Raw genomic sequence first — 23837 nt, 5'->3', positions numbered from 1 at the left:
CTTGCACCCGGGTCAGCCTCCGGCGGGACAGCCGTACCCACCCGGGTACTGGCCGCGCCCGGCCGTGCCGCCGCCGAACCCGCAGCAGCTGCAGGGCCGCGCGCTGGCCGCGCACCCGGAGCCGTACCCGTACCACCGCCGTCCGGTCCACCGGCCGAAGCTGCGCTGGGTGGCCACCCCACCGCCCGGCGCGTGGCCGCGCCGTCGGGCGGTGGCCCCCGAGCGCTACTACGGCCCGCCGTCCTACCCGGTGCCGCCGCGCTGGGGCTTCCCGAACCTGGTCTGGCGCCGGCCGACGTCGGTCCCGGGCACGGCCTCCGACGCCGTCCGCCCGATCGACCGCGTGCGGGTGCTCAGCCGCAGCCTGGTCGGCATCCTCTTCGCGTTCTCGGTGCTCACGGTGGTCGCCGCCGGCGCCGAGGTCTGGCGGTACGTGCTGCTCGTCCAGGGCCGCGACTCCGCGCTGACCCGCTCGGTCGTCGCGTTCTCCGACGGCTTCGTGCTCACCGCGGGCCTGCTCGCCTCGATCCTCGCGCTGCTGCCGGCGGGGCTGTCGGTCTGGTGGTTGCTGGTCGCCCGGCACGCGGCCGCGGACGCCTCGGGCGACGACCCGCCGCGCCCGGTGTGGCAGGTGCTGGTCGGCATCCTGGTGCCGATCGCGAACCTGCCGATGGCGCTGTCGATCGTCGGCGAGCTGGAGCACGCGGTGCTGGGCCGCGCGCGTGACGTCCGGCCGAAGCCGTCCCGCCAGGTGCTCGTCTGGTGGGGCGCCTGGCTGCTGAACTGGATCATGCTGGGCGTGACGATCGTCTGGCGCTTCCGCACCGACGTGCAGTCGATGGCGGACAGCGTCGTCCTGGTCGCGCTGACCGACCTCGCGGCGGCCGCGCTCGCGGTCGTGACGGCGCTGGTCGTGCGGCGGTTCACGGCGTTGCTGGCGCCGTCGGACGCGATGGGCGTGCGCGAGCTGCGTGTGCTGAAGGTCGACGGCGCGCCCGAGCCCGAGCTGCGGACCAAGCGCCCGGCCGGCGCGGCGCGCTAGTAGGTCCCGAAGACCGGCTCCAGCTGGTCGAAGGCCTGTTCGGCGAGGGGCCACACGGCGGCGGCGATCTGCTTCGCGGGCTCGTCTTCGAGCGTCCGGTCGAAGACCTCCTGGAAGAGCACCCGCAGCACGGTCGCGAGGTGCGCGGCGGCCAGCACCGGTCCGAGCTCCCGCTCAGGGTGCCGGCCGATCAGGAGGTGCGTGAGCGCCTCCTCGCGCTCGCGGTGCATCTCGTGCAGCGCGTTCGTCAGGACCTGGCTCTCCTTGATCATCCGCGCGAACCCTCGGCCCGAAAAGCCGACGAGCGCGTGTTCGGCGCCCAGGGCCTCGAAGTAGATCTCGCGCGTGTCGTGGAAGGCGCTGTCGTGGATCAGTGACGCGGGCCAGGCCGCGAAGTCCGCGCGGATGTCGAAGACCAGGTCCTCCTTGCGCGGGAAGTGGTTCGTCACCGTCATCTTGGCCACCCGCGCCTCGGCGGCGATCTCCGCGATCGTCACGTCCTCGAAGCCGTTCCGGATGAACAGGCCGGTCGCGACGTCGGAGATGTTCCTCCTGGTCTCGTGCTTCTTCTGGGCCCGGAGTCCCTCGCTCATGCCGTCACCCTACTGGGTCGGACCCAAACTTGTGCTTGACCCATCGAGTGGGTTCGACCTAATCTGAGGTCGGACCTAGTGAACGGGGGTGGGCATGACCACGGCAGTCCGGCCGGACAAAGCGCTCTGGCGCCTCGGCGGTGTGCTGATCATGGGCGCGGTGCTGTCGATCCTCGACGCCACGATCGTGACCGTCGGGATCGACTCGATCGCCCGTGACCTGCGCAGCCCGCTGACGACCGTGCAGTGGGTCGCCAGCGCGTACCTGCTGGCGGCTTCGGCGGCGATCCCGCTGTCGGGCTGGCTGACCGACCGGTTCGGCGGCCGCGCGGTCTGGCTGACCGCGGTCGCGCTCTTCACGGCGGGCACGCTGCTGTGCGGCTTCGCGTGGTCGGCACCCGCGCTGATTGCATTCCGGGTGCTCCACGGCCTGGTCGGCGGCTTGATGCAGCCGGTCGGCCAGGCGGTGTTCGCGCAGGAAGCGGGCCCGGCGCTGGGGCGCATGATCGGCGTGATCACCCTGCCGGCCACGGTCGCCCCGGCCCTTGGCCCGATGCTCGGCGGCGCTCTCGTCGCCGGCTTCGGCTGGCGCTGGATGTTCTTCGGCATCGTCCCGCTGGGCGTGGCGACGTTCGTATTCGCCCGTCGCCTGCTCCCGGCCCCGGAACCGGGTGGCATACGCGAACCACTCGACGTCCGGGGGATCGCGCTGCTGTCCCCAGGGCTGGGCGCGTTCGTGTACGGCCTGGCCGAAGGCGTCGTCGTGGCCGCGGTCGCCGGAGCGGCGTTGCTGCTCGCGTACGGCGTCCACGCGGCCCGGGCCCGATCGGCGGTGCTGGACCTGAAGTTGTTCCGGGACAAGGGTTTCGCGGTCGCCAGCGCAAGCACGTTCCTGCTGGGCGCGTCGCTGTACAGCTCGATGTTGCTGCTCCCGCTGTACTACCAGCAGGTGGACCACGCGAGCGCGTTGCAGGCGGGCCTGCTCCTGGCTCCCCAAGCGGTGGGTTCGGCAGCGGTGCTGCTCATGGGTGGCCGCCTGCTGGCCCGGTTCGGCCCCCGCACGATGATGCTGGCCGGGATCACGTTGTCCCTGCTGGGCACGATCGCGTTCACGCAGCTGGGTTCGTCTCCCGGCGGCGTCCTGCTGACCGTGTCGCTGCTGATCCGCGGCGCGGGCCTGGGCGCGGCGACAACCCCAGGCATAACCACGCTTTACGGCTCCCTGGAGCGATCCCGCATCCCCCGAGCGGCGAGCGCGTTCAACGTGGTCAACCGCATCGGCGGCTCCCTGGGCACCGCGCTCCTGGCGGCGATCCTCCACCACGAACTGGCCGGAACCGCCGCCCCCACGGCGTTCGGCACCACCTTCACGTGGGCCTTGGCGGTGTCGGCCTTGACCCTCGTCCCCGCAGCGTTCTTCCCGAAGTCCTCGAGTCCGAAGGGGAGCCTGGCATGACCTTCCGCCTCCTGAGCGTCCACGCCCACCCCGACGACGAGTCCAGCAAAGGCGCGGCAACCCTCGCCCGCTACGCCGCCGAAGGCGTCGACGTCCTGGTAGCAACGTGCACCGGCGGCGAACGCGGCGACGTCCTCAACCCAGCCCTCGACACCCCCGAAACCCGCGCCGACCTCCCAGCCATCCGCCGCCGGGAAATGGCCGCGGCGGCCGAGATCCTGGGCGTCCGCCAGCAGTTCCTGGGCCACACAGACTCCGGCCTTCCAGCCGAAGGTGAGCCACCACCCGAAGGCTCGTTCGCTGCCCTGCCACTGGAAGAGGCGGCCGCCCCACTGGTCGCACTGATCCGGGAGTTCCGCCCGCACGTGGTGATCACGTACGACGAAACGGGCGGCTACCCCCACCCGGACCACATCCGCACCCACGAGGCGACGATCGAGGCACTCGCAGCGGCCGCCGACCCCACCCGCTACCCCGGCAACCCATGGCGCCCGCAAAAGCTCTACTACCAGGCAACCCTGAGCCGAGCGTGGTTCGAGGCCATCCACAAGGCCACCCTTGCCGCAGGCCTCACATCGGCCATGGGCCCGGTCCTGGACGAACTACCGCCCGAAGACAAGCTGCCGATCATCACCCAAATCCGCTGCGAGAAGCACTTCGCAACCCGAGACCGTGCACTCCTGGCCCACACCACCCAGGTCGACCCGGCGCACCCGTTCTTCAGCCACTCGCGCGAAATCGAGCGAGAGACCTGGCCCTTCGAGGACTACCACCGAGCCCACCCAGCGCCAGGCCCCGACCTGGAGACAGACTTGTTCGCAGGACTCACCCCATGACCCGCCACCCACCTACCGCGGCTCACCCACCCCACCACAGCGACTGTCCACGCAGGCCAAAGGTTCCTCCAGCCGAGCCGCCACGTTCGCCACGCAGGCCTCCCAGCCCGCTACGGCGACCGCCCCACGCAGTCCGGAGGTTCCTGCAGTCGAGGCACCGCGTTCGCCCCGCGGGTCTCCGCCCCTCGCTACGCCGACTGTCCGCGCAGTCCGGAGGTTCCCTGCAGTCGGGCCACTGCGTTCGCTGCGCGGGTTTCCCACCGCTACGGCGACCGCCCTCGCAGACCGCGGCTCACGTCCCAGACCATGGCGACCACCGCAGCAGATCAGCCACCGGCTGGACCGGCGCCGCGGGTAACACGAGCACCACCGCAGCCGCGGGCCCGTACAAGCTGCGGCTCACCCAGCGCCAGCCTCGCGTCCGCAACTCAGGCCGTGACCCGCAACTCCCGCAACCCGCGGATCACGAACTCCGGCCGTCTCGGCGGCGTCTCCACCAGCCGCAGCCCCGGCAGCTTTTCCGTCAGCGCGGTCAGCGCCGCCGCGATCTCCACCCGAGCGAGAGGAGCGCCCACGCAGTAGTGAATCCCCATGCCGAAGCCGAGGTGCGCGTTCGGGGTCCGGCCGATGTCGAGGCGGTCCGGCTCCTCGAACACCTTCGGGTCGCGAGCCGCGGCGCCCAGCAGCGCGCCGATCTTCTGGCCGCGCTTCACCTCGAAGCCGGAGACCGTGACGTCCTCGGTCGCCGTCCGCTCGAACAGCTGCAGGGGTGCGTCGAACCGGATCAGCTCCTCGACGCACGGATCTAGCAACGTCGGCGTCGCCAGCAGCCGATCCCACTGGTCCCGATGCGTGAGGAGGGCCGTGATGCCGTTGCCGAGCACGTTGACCGTCGCCTCGTGGCCGGCCATCAGCAGCAGCACCGCCGTCGCGACCAGCTCGTCGGGCGTCAGCTCACTTCGCAGGAGGTCACTGATGATGTCGTCACCGGGCGCGGCGGCCCGGGAAGCCGCGACCGAGCGGATGTACGAGACGAACTCGCCGGCGGCCTGCTCGGCGGCGTCCCGGCCCTCTTCGGGCAGGTCGTACTCGTACATCTTCACGATCGCGTTGGACAGCTGCACCATCCGCGGCCCGTCGGTGCCCGGGACGCCGAGCAGCTCGGCGATCACCGCGACCGGCAGCGGCTGGGCGAGGTGCTCCAGCAGATCCGCGCTGCCGTCGGTGGCGATGGCCGCGGCCAGGTCGTCGACCATCTTGGCGGCGAGCGTCGCAACCATCGGGCGCAGGCGCTGCACGTGGCCGCGGCCGAACGCGCCCGCGATCAGGCGGCGCAGCCGGGTGTGGGCCGGCGGCTCGTTCTCCAGCAGCGAGTTGCGGTGCAGCAGGTTGAACGAGGCGAACCGCTCGAGCGGCTGGGCGTCCTGCCAGATCCGGCCCAGCCCGCGGTGGCGCAACACGGCCGACGACGCGGCGTGCGACACCGCCAACGCCAGGCCGAGCTCCTCGTGGAAATGGACGTCGCCTTGTGCGCGGAGGGCCGCGAAGGCGGGGTACGGGTCTTCGAGGAAGTCAGGATCGCGGGGGTCGAACACGTCGCGAGACTAACCCTTCGATAGCGTTCCAGGCCGAGCCAGAGGAGGCAGCCGTGGGCAAGGGCGCGCGCAAGAAGGGTCCCAAGCAGGCGTCGGACCGCAAGCCGAAGGTGCGCGACGTCTTCGTCGGGCAGCCGTTCGAAGGGCTGGCGGCGGAGCCCGAGCTGATCGCGCTGCGTGAGTTCGTGCCGTCCGCGACGGCCAAGCTCACCCTCGCCGACGGCGGGGACGTCACCATCGCCACCGTGCTGCCGATGGCCGCGGCCGCGTTCGTCCGTTCCGACGGTGAGCGCTACCTCGGCCTGCAGGTGCAGACCCGGTCCTCCGACATCAGCCGCGACCTCGGCCGCTCGCTGAAGTGGCTGCTGGACGCCAAGGAGGGCGACGTCCTCGGCGTGCCGGACACCACCACCCCGCCGGAGGCCGACGAGCACACCCGGCTGCAGGACCTGCTGACGCCGGGCGCCGAGCTCGACGTCACGCTGCACAGCGACTTCGCGTGGTGGCTGCCCGAGGACGCGGACGCCACCGGTGACGTCGCGGTGTCCCTCGAGCGCGCCAACGCCGCGATCATGCCGACCGAGCGGCTCGGCTTCGGCGCCTACTGGGTGCTCGCCGGCGAGAAGGCGCACCTGCGCTGGGTCCGTCCGGAGCCGGAGAACCTGCTGCTCCAGGCCCTGGCGCGGCTGTCCGCGGCCGGTGAACTGGGCCTCGGTGAGGGCTCGCGCTACGCGGGTTCGTTCCGGGCGCACGGCCTGCTCGTCCCGGTCTGGGACCTCGACTCCGAGGCCCACGCCCGCGAGTGGGCGGACGCGAAGGACGCCCTGGGTGCCCGTCTCGACACGGCGCTCAAGTCCCTCGACGCCGAGCCGCTGAACGCCGCCGAGCGGCGGGCGCGTGACGGCCTGATCGGCCGTCAGCTCACCCTGCGCTGACCGAGAGCCACGAAAGCCACGAAAGGGCCGTCCCACACGGGGCGGCCCTTTCGTCATCCGGCACCGGACTGCCGGTTTCACCGGGTGCTCTTCCACACGCTCGATGAGCGTTCAACCAGGCATTATGTGGCGCACGAGACACCGCCGCCGGATCGCGCTGGTGGGACCATTCTCGGCGTGATACTCCACATCTGCGGGGCGGCCGACTGGGCCGAGGCCGTCGAGGGCGGTGAATACCGGGCGCCGTCGCTGGATGACGTCGGGTTCATCCACTGCTCCGACTTCGGTACGGCGCACCTGCCGGCCAACGCGCTCTACCAGGGCCGGACCGACCTGGTGCTGCTCGAGATCGACCCGGCGAAGCTGGGCGTCCCGGTCCGCTGGGAGGACGGCGAGCCGCCGCATCCGGCCGGGGTCTGGTTCCCGCACGTGTACGGCCCGATCCCGCGTGCCGCCGTCGTGGACGTCCACGAGTTCACCGAAGTGGCGGACGGCGGCTTCCGGCTGCCGGAGTCGCTCGCGCTCCGCTGACGCGGAGCACGTCAGAGCGTCTCCGACATTCGTGCGGGGACGCGGGCAACCTGAGGGGGTTGTGATGCGTGTTGGGGAGGAAGGTGACTCGGCTTCTGGCTACCCGACCCCGATGGGAGGCGATACGGTGACCGCTGCGGCACCCGTCTTCACCGGGGGAGATACCTGGGTGACCAGCGCAGGCCGAGGGAGGGCCGCGACGTTGCCGGGTGAGCTCGCCGACTTCGGGGACTTCGTGCAGGCCGTGCTGCCGGGGTTGCTGCGCTACGGCCACGCGCTGACCGGCAACCCGCACGACGCGGCGGACCTGGTCCAGACCGTGCTCGAGAAGATGGGTTCACGCTGGACCTACGTGCACGAGAAGACCGGCGACCCGCTGGCCTACGTCCGCCGCTCGATGGCGAACGCGCACGTCAGCCGGTGGCGCCGCACGCGCCGCGAGAACCTGGTGGCCGACCTGCCGGACACCGATCCGCACGTTCCGGACGACCCGTTCGAGCACGAGCCGCTGTGGCGCGCGTTACGAACGCTGCCGCCGCGGCAACGCGCCGTGATGGTGCTGCGTTACTACGAAGGTCTCTCGGAAGCGGAGATCGCCGGTGCGCTCGGTGTCACGCAGGGCACCGTCAAGAGCCAGGCCAGCAAGGCGATCGCGTCGCTGCGGATGAAACTGAAGGCGGCCGACGGCGAAGGCGAAGGGAGTGACGCGGGTTGAACATCTCCGAGGACGAACTGGAGCAGCGCCTGCGCGCCCTGTTCGCCGATGAGCGGCTCGACTTGCCCCCGCCACCCGACGCCGGCACGGTCATCGTCGCCGGTGCGCGACGCCGTCGCCACCGTCGTCAAGGCGCGCTGACCGCGGTCGGCGTCGCGGCCGCCGTGGTGTTCGTCGCCGGGGGGCTCACCGTGGTGCGGCTCCATACGGACGAAGGCACCGCGGTGATGTCCGCCGACGGCGCCTCGATCAGCGTCAAACCACCGGAGAACCTCACGCCCGGCCGGCAGCCCCAGCCGCCGGCACCCGAGCCGACCAGCACGCAGGACATCGACGTCTCCCCGCCGGCGGGGTCCTCGCCCTCGCGGACGGTGCCGCCGTCGTCGGCCCAGCCGCCGTCGAAGCTCCCGGCCGTCCTGAGCGGGCCACTACTCGCCTCGGACGGCTTCGGCGCCCTCAAGCTGGGGATGTCCGAGGCCGAGCTGACGGCCCAGGGGGTCACGTTCAGCGACGAGCAGGCCGGCGCGAGCTGCTCCACGTACACGGCGCAAGGCAGCGGCGTGCCGGCTGCGGCGACCGTCGTCATCTCGAAGGCCGTCGGGCTCACCGTCGTCACGCCGGAACAGGCGGCGCACACCGCCGAGGGCGTCGGCGCCGGGTCCACGAAGGAGCAGGTGCTCGCCACCTACCCCGAGGCCAAAACCGAGCCGGGCGGCATCGTCGCCCCGGCCCGCAGCACTTCGGAGTACCACTTCCGGCTCGACGACACCGGGGTCGTGCAGACCAGTCTGATGAGCCTCAACCAGGACTGCGCCGGCTGACCGGCGCCGCACACGGAAACCCGGGCTGTCCACAGGGGGAGAGCCCGGGTTTTCCGGTCTTCGTGGTGGGAAGTCTTCTAGAGCGCCCCGCCGGCCACCGGGGGCATCTGCGCGTCCGCGCCGGCGTCACCGACGGATTCGCGGTGCAGGTGCGCCTCGACCTCGAACAGGTTGCCGTTCGCGCGCTTGACGATCGTCAGCAGCGTGTTCATCTGCGAGATCTCTTCGACCTGCTCCTTGAGGAACCACTGCGTGAACTGCTCGCTGATGTAGTCCTCTTCGGCGCGCGCCGCCTTGGCCATCGTGGAGATGTCGGTGGCGACCTCCTTCTCCTGCTCGAGCGCGAGCTCGATGAGCTCGGTGACGCCGGAGAAGTCGTTGCGCACCTCCCCGGTGCCGGGGATGTCGACGTGGTGGTCGCGGTCGAGCATGAACTGCACGAGCGCCATCGCGTGGTTGCGCTCTTCGACCGACTGCTTGTAGAAGTGCTTCGCCAGCTGCGGCAGGTCCTCGGCGTCGAACCACACCGCGAGCGCGATGTACTGCTGGGACGCGTTGAACTCGTTGTGGATCTGCGCCTGCAGCAGTTCGTAGAACTTGGAGCGCGGTTCTTTCTTGTTGATGAGGGCCATGCCTCTTACGGTACGTCAGAATGCGATTCAATGCCACTTCAGAGTGGTGATCTACCCCCTATTAGGCTACCATTCCTAAAGAAAGACGAACCTAATTTCGGTAAGCCTTCCCTAAATTGTCGACGCCATTTAGGGAAGGCTTACTTTAATTCACAGAGGGTCGCGGCGCACCGGGCAGGACATGCAGCGCGGGCCGCCCCGGCCGGAGCCCAGCTCGGACCCGGCGATCGGCAGCACCTCGATGCCGGCCGCTTCGAGACGCTCGTTCGTCTCGACGTTCCGCTCGTAGCCGACGACCACGCCCGGCGCCAGGGCCAGCGTGTTGTTGCCGTCGTCCCACTGCTCGCGCTCGGCCGTGACCGGGTCCAGGCCGGTGTCGATGACGCGCAGCCGGTCGATCTCCATCGCCTCGGCCGCGGCGGCCAGGAACGGCGTCGGCCCGGCCACCTTGACGCCGCCGTCGCCGGTCGGGCGGATGGTGAACGCCATCAGCGAGTCGCGGGCCAGCGGGTACATCACGACGGCGTCGGCGTCGACCATCGTGCACACCGTGTCCAGGTGCATGGTCGCGCGGGACTGCTCGATCGGCACCGCCAGCACGGTGTGCGCGATGCCGTCGGCGAACACCGAGCGGGCCAGCGACTCGGCGCCGGCCGCGGTCGTGCGCTCGCCGACGCCGATGGCGAGCACGCCCGGCGCCAGCAGCATGACGTCGCCGCCCTCGATCGGCGCCGAATGCGCGCCGTACGCGCGGGCGGCGTGCCGGAAGTACGGGTGGTAGGCGTAGATCAGGTCCAGCACGGCCGTTTCGCGACGCCGCGCGGGCATGGTCAGCGACGAGATGGCCACCCGGTCGCCGATCCACGCCGACGAGTCGCGCGTGAACAGCAGGTTCGGCAGCGGGTCGACGGCGAAGTCGTGCGGGTGGTTCATCATCCGCACCAGCGACGCGCCTTCGGCCGACGGCAGCTCCTCGAACGTCATCCCGGCCATCAGCACCTCGGCGAGGCCGGCCGCGTCGACGCCCGAAAGGTGCGACCGCAGCGAGTCGGCCAGGTCGCCGCCGAGACGCCGGTCGTCGACCGCCGCGTGGACGCCCGACGCGTGCGCGCGGGTGTCCTCGAGGGCCGTGCGGAGCGCGTCGGCCAGCAGCAGGACTTCGACGTCGCGGCCGCGCAGCACGTCGGCGAACGCGTCGTGCTCCGCCTGGGCCCGGTCGACCCAGGGGATCGAGTCGAACAGGAGCTGGTCGTTGTTGCGGGGCGTCAGCCTTTTGAGCTCGTTGCCGGGCCGGTGCAGCAGCACCGCGCGCAGAGGTCCGACTTCGCTGTCCACCCGGGGAGGTGTCGTTTCGTCGATCACCCCCCGACTCTATCCATCCATGCCCCCGCCACCACCCTCAAGCGAGACGCTTCGCGCCACAGTGCTTGTCAGGGCAACCAGGAAACGTGACCCTTCAGCAGGGCGTACCCGACGAAGGACACGAAGTCGAACAACGTGTGCGCGGCGACGAGCGGCCACAGGCGGTTGGTCTTCTGCCACAGCCGCCCGAACACCAGCCCCATGATCAGGTTGCCGACGAACCCGCCGAAGCCTTGGTAGAGGTGGTACGACCCGCGCAGCACGGCCGCGCCGAACAGCGCGTTGTTCTCGCGGACGCCGAGCTGGCGCAGCCGGGTCAGCAGGTACCCGATCACCAGCACTTCCTCGGCGAAGGCGTTGCCGAACGCCGAGAGCGTCAGCGAGATCGGCCGCCACCACGTGTCGTTCAAAGTGGACGGTTGCACCGCCAGGCTGAAGCCGAGGTGGTAGGAGATGAAGTACAGCGCCAGCCCGGGAATCCCGATGACGGCGGCGAGCGCGACGGTCAGCAGCGCGTCGCGGCCGGGGGAGCGGCGGTCCAGCCCCACCTGGGTGATCTTCATGCCCGCGCGCCACAGCAGGTACAGCCCGAGCGCGCCCCAGCCGACCAGCTGCGCGGCCGAGAGCAGCTGCTTGAGCAGGTCGATCAGGCTCGCCGCGGCCTGGGGCACGTTGAGCTGCACCTGCTGCTGCGCCAGCGGTGCGGGCTGCAGCAGGGAGTCCACAAGGGACAGCAGGCTGCGCACCCCGGACAGGCCCAGCGTGATCCCGAAGACGATCAGCAGCTCGATCTTGATCGCCTTGCGCTCGCGCGGGTCCTCGATCGCGTCCGGGAAGTCCGGGCGGGCCGGGGCCAGCCACGATCGCGCGGTGAAGGTCATGCGCGCACGCTACCTTCGACGTATGCCCAGGACTATCGCCACCAACGAGACCGTCGACCGCGCCGAGCTGGTCGAGTTCCTGTCCACCCGCCACCGCGCGATCCTGCTGACGACGAAGGCCGACGGCGGCGCGCAGCTCTCGCCCGTCACCTGCGGCGTCGACGCCGAGGGCCGGCTGGTCATCTCGACCTACCCGAAGCGCGCGAAGATCGTGAACATCAAGCGGAACCCGCAGGTGTCGGCCTGCATCCTGTCCGACGAGTGGAACGACCGGTGGGTCCAGCTCAACGGCACCGCCGAGGTGCTGGACATCCCGGACTCGGTCGAGCCGCTCGTCGACTACTTCCGCAGCATTTCGGGCGAACACCCGGACTGGGACGAATACCGCGAAGCCATGGTCAAGCAGGGCAAAAGCATCATCCGCGTGACGATCGAGAGCTGGGGCCCGCTCGCGAAGGGCGGCTTCCCCGCCGAACTAGCCTGACGCGCCCCGCAGGAACGGGCAGCCGACGAGCCGTCGCAGCTCCACCGCGAGCTGCGGCGGGCTGTCCACGGACTTCGAGAACGCCAGCCGCACGTCGTGGTCGCCGGCGTCGGACTCGACGCGCAGCCGCAGGCCGAACCGGTCCAGCCCGAGCGGGCGGATCCGGCCGCCGCGCAGGTCCGCGGGCAGGTGCTTCGCCAGCTGCTCGACGACGTCGGAGTGGTCGCTTTCCAGGTGCCGCAGCCACTGGGCCTCGTAGTCGTGGAACGGGTCCGGCGGCGCGGCGCTGAACATGTGCGGGCGCAGCGAGTGCGTGCCTTCGGCGTCGGCGAGCACGAGTGACGCGGGAGTGAGCCGCAGCAGCGTCAGGCCGTGGCCGACGTCGAGGAGCCGCTCGTCCGGCCGGCTTTCGGCGATCGCCACCGCCCGCGCGCGGGCCGAGACCGGCGACAGCGGCCGCAGCCAGCCGGTGATCCAGAGCAGGCCGCGGATCGGCTCGCGCAGGTCGACCGGCGCCTGGTCGGCGAGCTCCACCATCACGGCCAGCTCGCCGCGCTGGGTTTCCTTGCTCGCGCGGACCATCGGGTGCTCGTCGGGCAGCAGCACGCTCACGCTGCCGCTGTGGTGCACGTGGTGCAGGACCGGGACGACGCGCTCGGACTCCAGCCCGGCGCGTTCGCAGGTGGGCATCAGCGACGCCGGGCCGTTGCGGGTCGCGATCGTCTTCGCGCGCTCGGCGGGGTTCGGGGCCGGCGGGCGGCGGATGGATGTCGGTGCTTCGGGCACGGCTCACCTCCTATTTAGGTGAGCCTAACCTGAATCCGCCGGTCTGGGTAGTCGCTCGTTCGCGGCGGTGGTCACGGGCCGCTCCGCTGAACGGAGCATCCGGTAACGCCGATGACCGCTTTACCGAAAGGGTCGGTGACCAGTGCCGACACGGTGGGGGCCCAGCGTGCAGATCGTCCCGGTTCCCGAACGCGTGCGCGCGTTCGAGTTCGACCCCGCCATGCCGTCCGGCGCGGTGCCGATCTTCGGCGAGTACCTCGACCGGATCGGCCGGAGCACGGCGAACCAGCGGCTGGTCGGCCTGCCGTTCGTGTTCCTCGGCGTCACCCAGTTCTTCACCGGGACGGGCATCGCGCTGCCGGTGTCCATCGTCGCGCTCTTCGGCGTCTTCGAGCTGTTCTGGATCTACCGCGGCCGCGCCTGGGTGCCCGAGACGCGGCTGAAGCGCGTGCCGTTCCGGCCGGTCGACATCACCGCGGACGGCCTGGTCGCCGTGGGCCGGACGGTCGGCGTCCGGCTGCCGGACGGCCGCTGGCTGCGGATCCGGCTCACCGAGGCGTACCGGCTGCTGCTGGCCGGGCACCGGCGGGTGTGGCTGCTGGGCTCGGGCCCGAAGGTGTTCGTCGGCTTCCCCGGCGTCGTGCGCGTTCGCCGCGCCCGGATCCACGACGCGCCGCCCGCGGGCGCGGTCGCCGTCGCGCCCACGGCGTGGTCCGGCTCGCCGCGGCTCGACCCGGTGCTCGCCGCGCACCGGCGCCGGCTCGCCCGCGAGCTGTGGGAGGCCGCCGCGTTCCTGCTGGCCCTGGCCGGGTTCGCGACCTGGGTGCGGCTCGACTTCCCGGCGGACGACCGGCTGACCGGGTTCGCCGTCTCGACGGCCACCGGGTTCGCGGTGGTCGCGCTGGCGGGCGCGATCGCCGTGCTGACGCGCTCGGTCGGCTACCTCCGGCCGCAGCCGGCGGAGCACTGGACCGAGCTGCGCGCGGTGCTGGACGGCCCGGTACGGATGAGCGCGCACGGCTCCGCCCGGGTGAGCGGCTTGACGATGCTCGCCGACGGCCGGGTCGTCCCGTTCCGGCTGCGTGACGTCGACGCGTCGATGGCCGCGAACGTCGCGACGACCGGCCGGCTGTGGATCGCCGGCGTCCCGCGCCCGGGCCGCGCCGCCACCGGCGTCCCCGGCTACCCGGTGCTGGGGACGGTCCGGCTCGGCTGAGCGGGCGTGCGGTCGCGGCGGGGCAGCAGGAACGGCGTCGCCAGGATCAGCACGCCGGCGACGCCGATCGCGACGCGCGGGCCCGTGAAGCCGGCGAGCACACCCCAGAGCGCGGTCATCGCCGCGATGCTGGCCCGGGTGCTGACCGACCACGCCGACAGCGCCCGCGCGACGCGGTCGGCGGGGATCTGGTCGAGCCGGTAGGTGGCCAGGACCGGGTTGTAGACGCTGCAGAAGAAGATCAGGCCGAACTCGATGGCCATCACGAACGCGAGCCCGCCGGGGCCCGCGGGCAGGAAAGCCAGCCCGAGCAGCCAGAACGCGCGCAGTACCCCGGACGTCCACAGCACCTTGTGCCGGCCGAACCGCGCGACGAGCCGCGGGGTCAGCCGCGAGCCGACGAGCCCGCCGAGGCACGGCACCGCGAACGCGAGCCCGTACTGCCACGGCGTGAACCCGAGCTGCCCGAGCATGAGCACGGCCAGCAGCGGCTCGGTCCCCATGATCAGGCCGTTGAACAGCAACGTGTTGAGCAGCAGCGGCCGCAGGCCCGGGTGCGTCAGCAGGAAGCGCCACCCCGCGGCCAGATCGCTCGCCCGCAGCCGCGACGCCGTGCGCGCGGGTGGTGGTTCCGTCCCGCCGATCGCCCGGATCCCCAGCGCCGAAAGCAGGAAGCTGACGGCGTTGGCGACCACCGTCGTCACCGGCCCGAGCAGCCCGAACGCGGCGCCGCCGAGTGGCGGGCCGAGCGCGGTGGCCGTCCAGGTCGTCGACTCGAACCGCCCGTTCGCGACGAGCAGGTCTTCCGGCGGCACCAGCGCCTTCAGGAAAGCGCCGCTCGCCGCTGTGAAGGCGATGTCGGCGGAGGCGACGATGACCGACACGAGAAGCAGCTGCGTGAAACCGAGCCAGCCGAGGGCGTAGGCCACCGGCACGGTCATCAGGGCCGCGAACCGGACCACGTCCATCAGCACCATGACCGGCCGCTTCGGCCGGAACTCGATCCACGGCCCCAGCGGCACCGCCACGAGCGCCCCCACCGCGGGCCCGACGGCGGCCAGCACCGAAACCGCCGTCGGCCCGCTGTGGAGCACGAGGATCGCCAGCAGGGGAAAGGCGCCGAACCCGAGCCACGTGCCGAGCGTGCTGACGGCGTAAGCCGTCCACAGCCATCTGAACCGCGGTCCCAGCGACCGCCTGCGCATCACCCGGAGAGCAAAGCGAAGAAGACGCCCGCGGGGCAAACAACCGCCGTGGCGGCGAGCCACAACGGCGCGTTGTGGTTCTAGAGTCGGCTGTCGTGGACCTCGATGCCGTGCGCACGTTCGTCGCCGCCGCGGACGCGGGCCGCTTCCAGGACGCCGCGACCGACCTCGCGGTCACCCAACAGGCCGTCTCCAAACGCATCGCCGCGCTGGAGAAAACCCTTGGTGTGCGGCTGTTCACGCGCACCGCGCGCGGCGCCCGGCTGACCGGCGACGGCGAGGCGTTCCTGCCGCACGCCCGCGAGCTGCTGCTGGCCGAGGCGCGGGCGGTGGCTTCCGTGCGGTCCGGCCGCCGCGCGCTGCGCGTCGACGTCATCGGCCGGCGGCTGGGGACGGCGACGCTGCTGCGCGGCTTCCACCGCGCGCACCCGGACGTCGCCCTCGAAGTCGCGACGTTGTCCGACGCCGACGCGGCGGTCGCGGCGGTCCGGGACGGCTCGATCGACGCGTCGTTCCGCGCGGTGGCCGCCAGGGAGCTGCCCGACGGTGTCGAGGCGACCCTGGTCCTCGACGAGCCGCTCCAGCTGCTCACCGGCCCCGCGCACCCGCTGGCGGACGCCACCGTCCTGCGGCTCGACCAGCTGGCCGGGCACCGGATCTGGATGCCCGGCCTGGTGCCCGGCGCCGAGTGGACCGCCTACTACGCCGAGCTGGCCACCGCGTTCGGCCTCTCGATCGACGCGCTCGGCCCGAACTTCGGCACCGAGGTCCTCCTCGAAACCATCGCCGACGCCCCCGACGTCGCCACCCTGGTCGGCGCGGAGATCCGGCTGTCGTGGCCGCCCGGCCTCGACCTGCGCCGCGTCCCGCTCGAAAACCCGACCCCGGTCTACCCGCACTCGCTGATCTGGCGGGCCGACAACGCGCACCCCGCGCTGGCCCGGCTGCGCGCGCACCTGCGCCCGGGCGCCCGGGCCGCCACGACGTGGCGGCCGAGCTGGGCCGGCTAGGTCGTCTTCGCCGCCCGGGAGCTGCCGTACGACAGCCGGAGCGCGACCCAGCCGTCGCGTTCCCCGGCGCAGATCTCCTCGACGGTCTCCACCAGGACGGCGGCCGCACCGGAGGCGGCGTAGTTGCCGTGGTGGGCGGCGAAGAGCGCGATCTCCTTCTCGATCGCGTACCGCGCCCGCGTCCGGCTGGTCCAGTTCTCCTTGTAGCCGCCCAGCGCCCGGACGCCGTTGATCAGCACCGCGAGCGACCCGACGGCGGCGATGAGCCGCGCGTCGATGGCGAAGGCCGCCAGCACGGGAATCGTGGCGGTGACGACCAGGCTCGACATCTCGACCACGGAGTGCCGGCGCCGCGCGGCCCACGAGTTCCGCTGGTAACGCCGCCACTCGGCCAGCACCGACGGCGGCACGGGCTCGTCGTCGACGCCCTTCGCGTCCAGGACCCACTGACTTCGCGACTCTGCCTTCATGGGACGGAAGTTCACACCAGCGGGTGATCCGGTCAAGCACGCGGGGCCTGCTCGGCGACGGTCTCACCCGGCTGCCACAGTTGTCCACACCCGGCGTCGGTTGTGGACAACTCCGTGGGCCAGAACGATTTCCGGCCTTCCGGTCGGTCGGCGCCGATAGACTGGGAACACGGCCGCCACCACCAGGCAGGTCCCGTCGTGGCGTGGGTGCCGCTGCTGGGTTGGCGATGCGCCGCATCGCCAACCGGATCCGCGGCCCGCTCACCGGCATTCACTACGCCCTCGACCACGCCATCGGCTCGCGGGTCAGCCACCGGACGTGCCGGAGATCCTCTCCCGTTGCGGCGGCCCCACCGGGATCGCCAAGGCCGGGCGGCGCAACTCACCGCGATCGCGAAGGTTCACGCGCCTCGCGTGGGCGACAAGCTCATCGACTCGATCGTGACCGCGCCGGCCGAGCAGACCGTCACCGTCCCGGGCACCGCAACCGCGGTTTCACACGGCTGCCGCAGTTGTCCACACCCGGCACAGGTTGTGGACAACTCCGTTGGCCAGAAGGATTTCCGGCCTTCCGGTCAGCCGGCGCCGATAGACTGGTCCCGGGGTCGCCCCCCTGGGAGTGGTGGGGGATGTCTGGACCCTCTTGGGCCGGGCCGCCGGCAAAAATCCGGGTCAGCCCAGTGATCGGCGCGTTGCCTGTTCCGTCTCCAGGACTCCCTGGCGGATTCCCTCCAGCTGGTCGCTCAGCTCGCGGACCGCGCCCGTGTCCACCGCGAAATCCGTCGTCGCCGCCGTCAGTTCCGCTACCCGTGCCACCAGGCTGTCCAAGCCCAGTGCGCCCGACTGCAGCTGCGCCAGCAGCTTGTCCCGCGCTCCCGACAACCGCGCGTGGACGTCCGCCTGGGCCTGGACCGCGCTCAACGCCGACTCCAAGTCACCGCGGACGTCCTCGTGGGCCGACTTCAACTCTCCTTGCAGCCGGCGCTTTTCCCGCGCGACGCCCTCGAGGTCGACGCGGGACAGCGCCTTTCCCGTCGCCGAGGCGCGGCCCGCCAACCGCTCCAGCGTCGACAGCGTCTCGCGGACCACCGGTTCCATGTCCGCGACGCGGTCTGCCAGCGGGCCCGCGCCGAGGGAGTCGCTCAGCGAAACGAACCCGTCGGCGGCGTGCTCGGCGCGTTGCAGCCAGTTGGCCTCCGCCGACCCCGGCGTGACGTCCAGGACCCGCGCTTCGCGCGGCTGAGGCTCCTTCTCGCGGGTTGCGAGCGCGACGCCGGCCCTGGCGGCCAGTACCGCGACGCCGACGCCGAGCGCGGCGACCACCGGCAGCTGCACGGCCCACGCCACGCCGGCCGACGTGGCGCCGAGCAGCAGCCCCCACGGTTCGGCCAGCTCGCGGACGAATCTCATCAGAAGTTCGAGATCACGGACGTGAAGACCTGGTTGATCGAGTCCGGTTTGGACGAATCGTATTCCGACCCCTCGGTCGACTCGGCGATCTGCTTGAGCACGTCCTGGTCGGCGTCGCCGCCGTAGGCGATGGTGAACAGCCGGACCGTCTCCGCGTTGCCCTCGGGCCGCAGCTGCGGCAGCAGGTGGTCGAGGTCGACGCCGCCGGAGTCCTCGTTGCGGCCGTCGGTGAGCACGACCACGGCGTTGATCGCGGCCGGGTCGAGGTGCGCCTTCATGTACTCGTAGGCGGCCAGCGACGAGTCGTACAGCCCCGTGCCCGCCTGCGGCGTCAGCCCGCTCAGCCGCTGCGCCAGCGTTTCCTTGCCGCTGTTGCCGAGCGCCTGCACCGGGAGCAGCTCCTGGTAGTCCCGGTCGCCGTCGAGCTGCGTCGAGAACTGCCAGAGCCCGACCTGGTCGCGCGGCACGAACTGGCCGAGCGCGTCGATCGCGGCCTGCTTGGCCAGGTCGATCTTGCTCTTGCCGGTGCCCTTGACCTCGTCACCCATCGAGCCCGAAACGTCCACGACCAGCAGCACGTTCGCCTTCTTGCGCAGCTCGGTCCACGTCGTCAGCAGCTTCGAGAGCACCGACGGCGACGGCGGCTGCAGGAAGCTGATCTTCGCGTCCGGCTGCGCGCCGTTGGCCGTGGTCACCTGCGGGCCCGGCTTGCCGTCGAAGGAGCGGAACCCCAGCGCGGCGAACTTCTGCTGCGTCTCCGGCCCGCGCAGGTAGCCGAGGAAGTCCGTGGCGATCTGCTTGCGCGCCGGGTCGGTCCAGTTCAGCGTGACGAACGGGTGGTCGGAGTTGAGCGTGCCGTCCGAGGGGTAGATCGCGACGATCGGCACCTTCGGCGGCGCGTGCTGGCCGACCTTCGCCGGGTCGTTCGTCGGGTTGCCCTGGTTGTAGCCGATCAGCGAGCTCTCCTCGACGGTCACCGCCGAGATGTACGACAGGGCCGCGCCCTTGTCGTCGGCCTTCTGCAGGTTCGTCAGGAACGTCAGCGTGTTGTCGCCGTAGTGCACGATCGCCTGCTCGATGTTCGTGACGAACTGCTTTGCCTGCGGCTTCTCGAGCGCGGCGGCGGTGAGGTCCGACGACGTCCCGGTCGCGGCGTAGTACGCGCCGATCGTGGCGTTCAGGCCGGCCGTGGAGATGTTCGGGTTCGTCTTGCCCAGCCGGAACTTGCCCCACTCCGGGTGCCCGAACTTCGCCCAGCCCGCCGGGTCCGTGGCCAGCGCGGCCAGGTCCTTCCAGCCGATCGGCTTGCCCGGCCAGCCGAGCGCCTCGGCCATCGGCTTCGGCATCGCGATGGTCAGCGGCGAGTTCGCGACCGACTGCGTGTCGCCGTCCGGCACGATCGACGCGCTGTCGCCCTTGGCGTTGACGCGCAGGAGGTTGACCCAGCCGCTGGCGGCCGGCGTCCAGACGTCGGGGCGCGGGCCGTCGGTGGCTTCGTTCCAGCCGTTGGCCAGCGCCTGCATCGCGACGCCCGACGACTTCGACTGCACGACGACGTCGACACAATGGCCGGCTACCGACCGCCCGGAGTAGGCCTTCGCGGCTTCCTGGACGATGCCGACCTTTTCCGGCGACGACGCGACGTGCAACGCGATCGCGTCCGAGCCGGTGCACTTCGGCGCGTCGGCCGTGTCGTCCGAGCTACTGGTCCAGGCCCGGATCCCGATGATCAACCCCGCGGCAACCACAATTGCGGCGATGAAGGGAAGAATTTTCCGCTTTCTTCGCGCTGGCTGGGAATTGATCATCGAAATTGCCCCCTCCGCCGACCGGAAAGTCCATTATCCGGTCGGCGGGGGAGCACCGGGGGCGCGTTGCCGAAACTTGACTAACCCTTGGGGCCGCGGCGCGACCACGTCCACGCGTAACCGGGGTCTTCGGACGCGTCGGCGGCTTCGCCCAGTTCCAGCGGGGCGAAAGTGTCGACCATGACGGCGGTCTCGTCGAAGAACTCCGCGCCGATCGACGCCTCCGCCGCGCCCGGCTGCGGGCCGTGCGTGAAACCGGACGGGTGCAGCGACAGCGAGCCGACGCCGATCCCCGAGCCCTTGCGGGCCTCGTAGTTGCCGCGCACGTAGAACATCAGCTCGTCGGAGTCGACGTTCGCGTGGTTGTACGGCACCGGGATCGAGTCCTGGTGGTAGTCGACCTTCCGCGGGCAGAAGGAGCAGACGACGAAGTTCGGGCCCTCGAACGTCTGGTGCACGGGCGGCGGCTGGTGCACGCGGCCGGTGATGGGCTCGAAGTCGTCGATGTTGAACACCCACGGGTACAGGCAGCCGTCCCAGCCGACGACGTCGAAGGGGTGCGTCGCGTACGTGTAGCGGGTCAGCCCGGCGCGGTGGCGCACGAGCACCTCGACGTCCTCGCCGTCGGCCAGCAGCGGCTCGCTGGGCCCGCGGACGTCGCGCTCGCAGTACGGCGAGTGCTCCAGGAACTGGCCCTTCGCCGACAGGTAGCGCTTCGGCGGCCCGATGTGCCCGCGCGCCTCCAGCGTGAAGAGGCCGACCTCGCCGTGGGGGAGGACGCGGTAGGTGCACGACGTCGGGATGACCAGGTAGTCGCCGTCGCCGATCTCGAGGCTGCCGTAGATCGTCTCGACGGTCGCGGAGCCGCCCTGGACGTAGAACAGCTCGTCGCCGGCCGCGTTGCGGTACAGCGGGCTGGGGGCGGTCGCCGTGACGAACCCGATGGAGACGTCGGCGTTGCCGAACAGCCGCCGCCTGCCGGTCACCGCGTCGGCGTCACCACCGAACTTGAGCTCGCCGGTCTTGTAGGCCCGCGGCTTGAGCGGGTGGTTCGGGGTGAGCGTCCCGCGGTCCTCCTCGACGGCCACGGCGTCGACGATCGCCGTCGGCAGCCCGCGGTGGTAGAGCAGCGCGGAGTCGGCGGAGAAGCCTTCGACGCCCATCAGCTCCTCGGCGTAGAGCCCGCCGTCCGGCTTGCGGAAGGCCGTGTGCCGCTTGTGCGGGATCTCGCCTACTCGCCGGTAGTAAGGCATCGATGTCCCCTCCTGACGTGTCCGTTGTGCGAACGATTTTGTCCTCATGTCGTACGCTACTAGCGTGTCATTCGTGTCAAGCGCTGTGGAACTCACGCCCCCCGGCCCCCGTGGGATCCCTCCCCTGTTCGCGAGGCTCGTCGACGACTCGGCGCTGTTCCCGCCGGGCGATGCGGCCATGCCCGAAGCCCTGCGCGCGCACTTCGCGAGCCGGGAGTCCGAACACGCGGGTGTACTGGGGGTTTTTCTCTGCCAGGCGTCCCGTCTGCCCGAGCTGATCACCGAGTTGATCAAGATCAAGCCGAAGCAGCCGCTGCCGCTTTCCTTGATCATCGACACAGGGCTCGGCGGCGTGCCGAAGGCGATCTCCATCGTCGAGTCGCGCAGTGAGCTGCTCGCGCTGCGGATGGTCGAGATGCCCGCGCCGTCGGACGTCGACGAGGTGTGGCTGGAACGCGTCTCGGAGTTCGTCCCCGAGGACGTCATCCGGGTCGTCGAGCCGCGGCGCGGCGTCGGCTGGCTCGAGGGCGTCCGCAAGGTGATCGAGCACGGCAGCTGGCCCAAGATCCGCTGCGGCGGCAAGGCGGGTGAGAACTTCCCGAGCGTCGACGAGGTGGCGGACTTCCTGGCCGTCGTCAGCGGGTCCGCCGGCGCCTCGTTCAAGGCGACGAACAGCCTGCACCGCGCGGTCCGGCACGCCGACCCCGGCACCGGCTTCGTGCACCACGGCTTCCTCAACCTGCTCGTGGCGTCCGCGCGCAGCCTGTCCGGCGGGGACGTCCGGGCGGCCCTGGAGGAGACCGACGGCCAGGCGCTGGCCGACGAGGCCCGCGCGCTGCCCGAGCCGGCCGCGAAGGCCGTGCGAGAGCTCTTCGCGTCGTACGCGGCGGCCTCGTTCGACGAGCCGGTCGCCGACATGGGCGAACTCGGCTTGCTGTGACCGGCCGGGAGGGGTCGCTGACGCTCGACCGGGGCTTGGCGCTGCTGCAAGCGGTGGCCGACGCCGGCGGCGACGCGGCGACCATCTCCGAGCTGGCCGTGTCCATCGGGGCCAGCCGCGCGGCCGTCTACCGGCTGCTCGTGCCGCTGTCCGAGCGCGGGCTGGTCTGGCGCGACGGCACCAAGGTCCGGCTCGGCGTCGGCCTGCTCCGGCTGGCCGGGCAGGTCCTGCCGCAGCTGCGGGACGCGGCCGGCCCGGTGCTGCGCGAGCTGGCCGAGAAGGTCGGCGCGACCGCGCACCTGTCGGTCGAACAGGGGGCGCAAGCGCTTGCGGTGGCCGTCGTGGAGCCGTCCTGGACGAGTTTCCACGTCGCCTACCGCGTCGGCAGCCGGCACGCGTTGAACTCGGGCGCGGCCGGCAAGGCGATGACCCTGCGCCCCGGCGGCGACGGCTGGGTGACCTCGGCCGGTGAGCTGGAAGCGGGCGCGTCCGGCGTCGCCGCGCCGGTACGCGGGGTGCTCGGGCTGCGGGCGAGCGTCGGCGTCGTCTCCCTCGAACCCCTCAAGGCCGCCGAGGTCGGGCCACAGGTCGTTGCGGCCGCCGCCCGGCTGACCGAGGTGCTCCGAACGGACGCGTAGTTGGCGCATCGGCGCCGGGATGTGATCTCGTGGTGTCAGAGGCGGCTCAGCGGGGAGCCGCCGTGACCCGGCCGGGGGTGCGGTGAAGATTCCCGAAGAGCTCGTCGGCTGCGCGGTCCGCCGGACCGCGTTCGACTTCCAGGTGCGTCTCGAACTCGTCGACGAGCCGGAGGACGACGAGCCGCGCGTCGACGCCGAACTCGTCGTCGAGACGTCGTTCCGGCTGCGTGACGCCGACGGCCGCTGCCACGACCTCAGACCGGCGACCGGGGCCGCGCTGGCGCCCGTGCTCGACCTGTTCGGCCACACGGTGACAGCCGTCCGGCTGCGGTCCGGCAGCCTCGCGCTGACGTTCGACAACGGCGCCGAGCTGTCCGTCTGGCCGGATCCGGCCTACGAGTCGTGGTGGCTGACCGGGCACGGCATCGAGCCGATCCTGGTCGGGCCGGGGGAGTCGAACTAGCGCCGCGACGCGGCCACGAGCGGCCGGACCATGCTCAGCAGCAGCGCGACGTCGACGGTGAACAGGAGCCGCTCGAACAGCCCGAGCGTGACCTCCTGGTGCGCCGGGCCGACGATCAGCGTCACGACGAAGCCGCCGAGCACGACGCCGACACTGGCGAAGCTCGCCGTGGCCAGGCGCCGGATCGTGGTGCGGCGCGGCTCCCACGGGCAGCGGTCGCGGCCCCTGCGGGTCAGCACGAACGCGGCCGCGGGCAGCGCGACGAACGCCGTCAGCGCGGCGATGTTGTGCACCTGTCCGGACAGCGAACGCGCTTCACCGTCCGGGTCGACGGGCACGAGCCCGCACACCAGCAGCCCGGCCGACCAGACGCCGAGCAGCGCGCAGACGGCGGTGGTGCCCGGGCGGCGCGCCTTGGCGATGCCGGTGAGCAGCGCGACCGAGCCGAGGGCCAGCGCCAGGCACATCGCGCTGAACAGCGGCGCGGCCGACGACCCGCCGAGCTTGCCGTAGACGTACTCCGACAGCGTCTGCCAGATCGGGCTGACCTGGCCGGACAGGCGCAGGTGCAGGTCGATCGAGATGGCCACGGCCAGGCCGATGCCGCCCAGCGCGAGCCTGCCGTGCACCGGCGAGACGGCGGTCTGCGGCTTCGGAGCGGTCACCTGCGGTCTCCTGCTGGTCGAGGCATGGAGAAGGGCATGGAGAAGGGCAAGGTGGTGTTCACCTTGCCCTCACCCTTTCGTTCCCGAAAG

Annotated in this window: 25 protein-coding genes and 1 pseudogene; 14 read left to right on the top strand and 12 right to left on the bottom strand. The window is 71.5% G+C overall.

All coding sequences use genetic code 11. The features are described 5' to 3' along the window. Position 1: 1 nt before the first annotated feature. Positions 2-1042 (top strand): DUF4328 domain-containing protein, encoded by a 1041-nt coding sequence (locus OG570_RS10495; RefSeq protein WP_326956379.1) that lies wholly within the window; start codon positions 2-4, stop codon positions 1040-1042. On the opposite strand, the gene OG570_RS10490 is transcribed toward OG570_RS10495, so the two are convergent. Further along, positions 1039-1635, bottom strand: a complete 597-nt coding sequence (locus OG570_RS10490) for a TetR/AcrR family transcriptional regulator (protein ID WP_326956378.1) — start codon at positions 1633-1635, stop codon at positions 1039-1041. The genes OG570_RS10495 and OG570_RS10490 overlap by 4 nt on opposite strands. Before the next feature lie 94 nt (positions 1636-1729). Between OG570_RS10490 and OG570_RS10485 the strand changes: the two genes are divergently transcribed. Both OG570_RS10485 and mca read left to right on the top strand, forming a co-directional pair. Further along, positions 1730-3091 (top strand): DHA2 family efflux MFS transporter permease subunit, encoded by a 1362-nt coding sequence (locus OG570_RS10485; RefSeq protein ID WP_326956377.1) that lies wholly within the window; start codon positions 1730-1732, stop codon positions 3089-3091. After that, complete coding sequence (gene mca, locus OG570_RS10480) at positions 3088-3927, top strand: mycothiol conjugate amidase Mca (RefSeq protein WP_326956376.1); 840 nt, start codon at positions 3088-3090, stop codon at positions 3925-3927. Before OG570_RS10485 ends, mca begins: the two co-directional genes overlap by 4 nt. A 428-nt stretch (positions 3928-4355) precedes the next feature. Here the strand turns inward: mca and OG570_RS10475 are convergent, their stop codons facing one another. Continuing rightward, entirely contained in the window at positions 4356-5522 is a 1167-nt protein-coding gene (locus OG570_RS10475) for a cytochrome P450 (RefSeq protein ID WP_326956375.1), read from the bottom strand. A gap of 53 nt (positions 5523-5575) precedes the next feature. Here OG570_RS10475 and OG570_RS10470 point away from each other — a divergent pair, with 53 nt between their 5' ends. From OG570_RS10470 to OG570_RS10455, 4 genes are all read left to right on the top strand, one after another. After that, positions 5576-6457, top strand: a complete 882-nt coding sequence (locus OG570_RS10470; RefSeq protein ID WP_326956374.1) for a DUF5926 family protein — start codon at positions 5576-5578, stop codon at positions 6455-6457. A 177-nt stretch (positions 6458-6634) separates the two neighbouring features. Then, positions 6635-6988, top strand: a complete 354-nt coding sequence (locus OG570_RS10465) for a DUF952 domain-containing protein (protein ID WP_247059826.1) — start codon at positions 6635-6637, stop codon at positions 6986-6988. A 202-nt stretch (positions 6989-7190) separates the two neighbouring features. Then, positions 7191-7703 carry a SigE family RNA polymerase sigma factor gene (locus tag OG570_RS10460; protein ID WP_247063846.1) on the top strand — a complete coding sequence of 171 codons (513 nt, stop codon included), beginning with the start codon at positions 7191-7193 and terminating at the stop codon, positions 7701-7703. Continuing rightward, positions 7700-8524 carry a hypothetical protein gene (locus OG570_RS10455; RefSeq protein ID WP_326956373.1) on the top strand — a complete coding sequence of 275 codons (825 nt, stop codon included), beginning with the start codon at positions 7700-7702 and terminating at the stop codon, positions 8522-8524. The genes OG570_RS10460 and OG570_RS10455 overlap by 4 nt, the downstream gene beginning before the upstream one ends. Positions 8525-8601: 77 nt before the next feature. On the opposite strand, the gene OG570_RS10450 is transcribed toward OG570_RS10455, so the two are convergent. The 3 genes from OG570_RS10450 to OG570_RS10440 all read right to left on the bottom strand — a co-directional run bounded on the left by OG570_RS10450 (position 8602) and on the right by OG570_RS10440 (position 11399). Beyond that, positions 8602-9156, bottom strand: a complete 555-nt coding sequence (locus tag OG570_RS10450; protein ID WP_247059829.1) for a ferritin — start codon at positions 9154-9156, stop codon at positions 8602-8604. 150 nt (positions 9157-9306) lie between these two features. After that, positions 9307-10491 carry an arginine deiminase gene (locus OG570_RS10445; RefSeq protein ID WP_326959966.1) on the bottom strand — a complete coding sequence of 395 codons (1185 nt, stop codon included), beginning with the start codon at positions 10489-10491 and terminating at the stop codon, positions 9307-9309. A gap of 95 nt (positions 10492-10586) precedes the next feature. Further along, positions 10587-11399, bottom strand: coding sequence for a CPBP family intramembrane glutamic endopeptidase (locus tag OG570_RS10440; RefSeq protein ID WP_326956372.1), 813 nt, complete (start codon positions 11397-11399; stop codon positions 10587-10589). A gap of 22 nt (positions 11400-11421) precedes the next feature. Here OG570_RS10440 and OG570_RS10435 point away from each other — a divergent pair, with 22 nt between their 5' ends. Further along, complete coding sequence (locus tag OG570_RS10435) at positions 11422-11883, top strand: PPOX class F420-dependent oxidoreductase (protein WP_326945549.1); 462 nt, start codon at positions 11422-11424, stop codon at positions 11881-11883. Here the strand turns inward: OG570_RS10435 and OG570_RS10430 are convergent. Further along, positions 11875-12669, bottom strand: a complete 795-nt coding sequence (locus tag OG570_RS10430; RefSeq protein ID WP_326956371.1) for a DUF2470 domain-containing protein — start codon at positions 12667-12669, stop codon at positions 11875-11877. The genes OG570_RS10435 and OG570_RS10430 overlap by 9 nt on opposite strands. A 166-nt stretch (positions 12670-12835) precedes the next feature. On the opposite strand from OG570_RS10430, the gene OG570_RS10425 reads away from it, so the two are divergent. After that, positions 12836-13885: a hypothetical protein gene (locus OG570_RS10425; protein WP_326945551.1), complete on the top strand. Its 1050-nt coding sequence runs from the start codon at positions 12836-12838 to the stop codon at positions 13883-13885. On the opposite strand, the gene OG570_RS10420 is transcribed toward OG570_RS10425, so the two are convergent. Then, positions 13852-15093 (bottom strand): MFS transporter, encoded by a 1242-nt coding sequence (locus OG570_RS10420; protein ID WP_326956370.1) that lies wholly within the window; start codon positions 15091-15093, stop codon positions 13852-13854. The genes OG570_RS10425 and OG570_RS10420 overlap by 34 nt on opposite strands. A 92-nt stretch (positions 15094-15185) precedes the next feature. On the opposite strand from OG570_RS10420, the gene OG570_RS10415 reads away from it, so the two are divergent. Next, entirely contained in the window at positions 15186-16100 is a 915-nt protein-coding gene (locus tag OG570_RS10415; protein WP_326956369.1) for a LysR family transcriptional regulator, read from the top strand. On the opposite strand, the gene OG570_RS10410 is transcribed toward OG570_RS10415, so the two are convergent. Continuing rightward, complete coding sequence (locus OG570_RS10410; protein WP_326956368.1) at positions 16097-16570, bottom strand: DUF4231 domain-containing protein; 474 nt, start codon at positions 16568-16570, stop codon at positions 16097-16099. The genes OG570_RS10415 and OG570_RS10410 overlap by 4 nt on opposite strands. A 233-nt stretch (positions 16571-16803) precedes the next feature. Here OG570_RS10410 and OG570_RS10405 point away from each other — a divergent pair. Next, positions 16804-17062: pseudogene (locus OG570_RS10405) on the top strand (IS110 family transposase); the annotation flags it as partial. 180 nt (positions 17063-17242) lie between these two features. Here OG570_RS10405 and OG570_RS10400 read toward each other — a convergent pair. The 3 genes from OG570_RS10400 to OG570_RS10390 all read right to left on the bottom strand — a co-directional run bounded on the left by OG570_RS10400 (position 17243) and on the right by OG570_RS10390 (position 21041). Then, entirely contained in the window at positions 17243-17980 is a 738-nt protein-coding gene (locus tag OG570_RS10400) for a hypothetical protein (protein ID WP_326956367.1), read from the bottom strand. Next, positions 17980-19788 (bottom strand): substrate-binding and VWA domain-containing protein, encoded by a 1809-nt coding sequence (locus tag OG570_RS10395; RefSeq protein WP_326956366.1) that lies wholly within the window; start codon positions 19786-19788, stop codon positions 17980-17982. Before OG570_RS10395 ends, OG570_RS10400 begins: the two co-directional genes overlap by 1 nt. 80 nt (positions 19789-19868) lie before the next feature. Next, positions 19869-21041, bottom strand: coding sequence for a homogentisate 1,2-dioxygenase (locus OG570_RS10390; RefSeq protein ID WP_326945556.1), 1173 nt, complete (start codon positions 21039-21041; stop codon positions 19869-19871). Positions 21042-21126: 85 nt separating this feature from the next. On the opposite strand from OG570_RS10390, the gene OG570_RS10385 reads away from it, so the two are divergent. The 3 genes from OG570_RS10385 to OG570_RS10375 all read left to right on the top strand — a co-directional run bounded on the left by OG570_RS10385 (position 21127) and on the right by OG570_RS10375 (position 23082). Next, entirely contained in the window at positions 21127-21981 is an 855-nt protein-coding gene (locus OG570_RS10385) for a hypothetical protein (protein WP_305879381.1), read from the top strand. Further along, entirely contained in the window at positions 21978-22619 is a 642-nt protein-coding gene (locus OG570_RS10380) for an IclR family transcriptional regulator (RefSeq protein ID WP_326956365.1), read from the top strand. Before OG570_RS10385 ends, OG570_RS10380 begins: the two co-directional genes overlap by 4 nt. Before the next feature lie 82 nt (positions 22620-22701). Further along, positions 22702-23082 (top strand): DUF6188 family protein, encoded by a 381-nt coding sequence (locus OG570_RS10375; protein ID WP_247059846.1) that lies wholly within the window; start codon positions 22702-22704, stop codon positions 23080-23082. Here OG570_RS10375 and OG570_RS10370 read toward each other — a convergent pair. Next, positions 23079-23747, bottom strand: coding sequence for a DUF998 domain-containing protein (locus OG570_RS10370; protein WP_326956364.1), 669 nt, complete (start codon positions 23745-23747; stop codon positions 23079-23081). The genes OG570_RS10375 and OG570_RS10370 overlap by 4 nt on opposite strands. Positions 23748-23837 lie beyond the last annotated feature (90 nt).

The sequence above is a fragment of the Amycolatopsis sp. NBC_01286 genome, from assembly GCF_035982555.1.
Lineage (GTDB): Bacteria > Actinomycetota > Actinomycetes > Mycobacteriales > Pseudonocardiaceae > Amycolatopsis.
The sequence above is the reverse complement of the archived record's forward strand: the minus strand, read 5'-3'. Positions and strand labels throughout refer to the sequence as shown.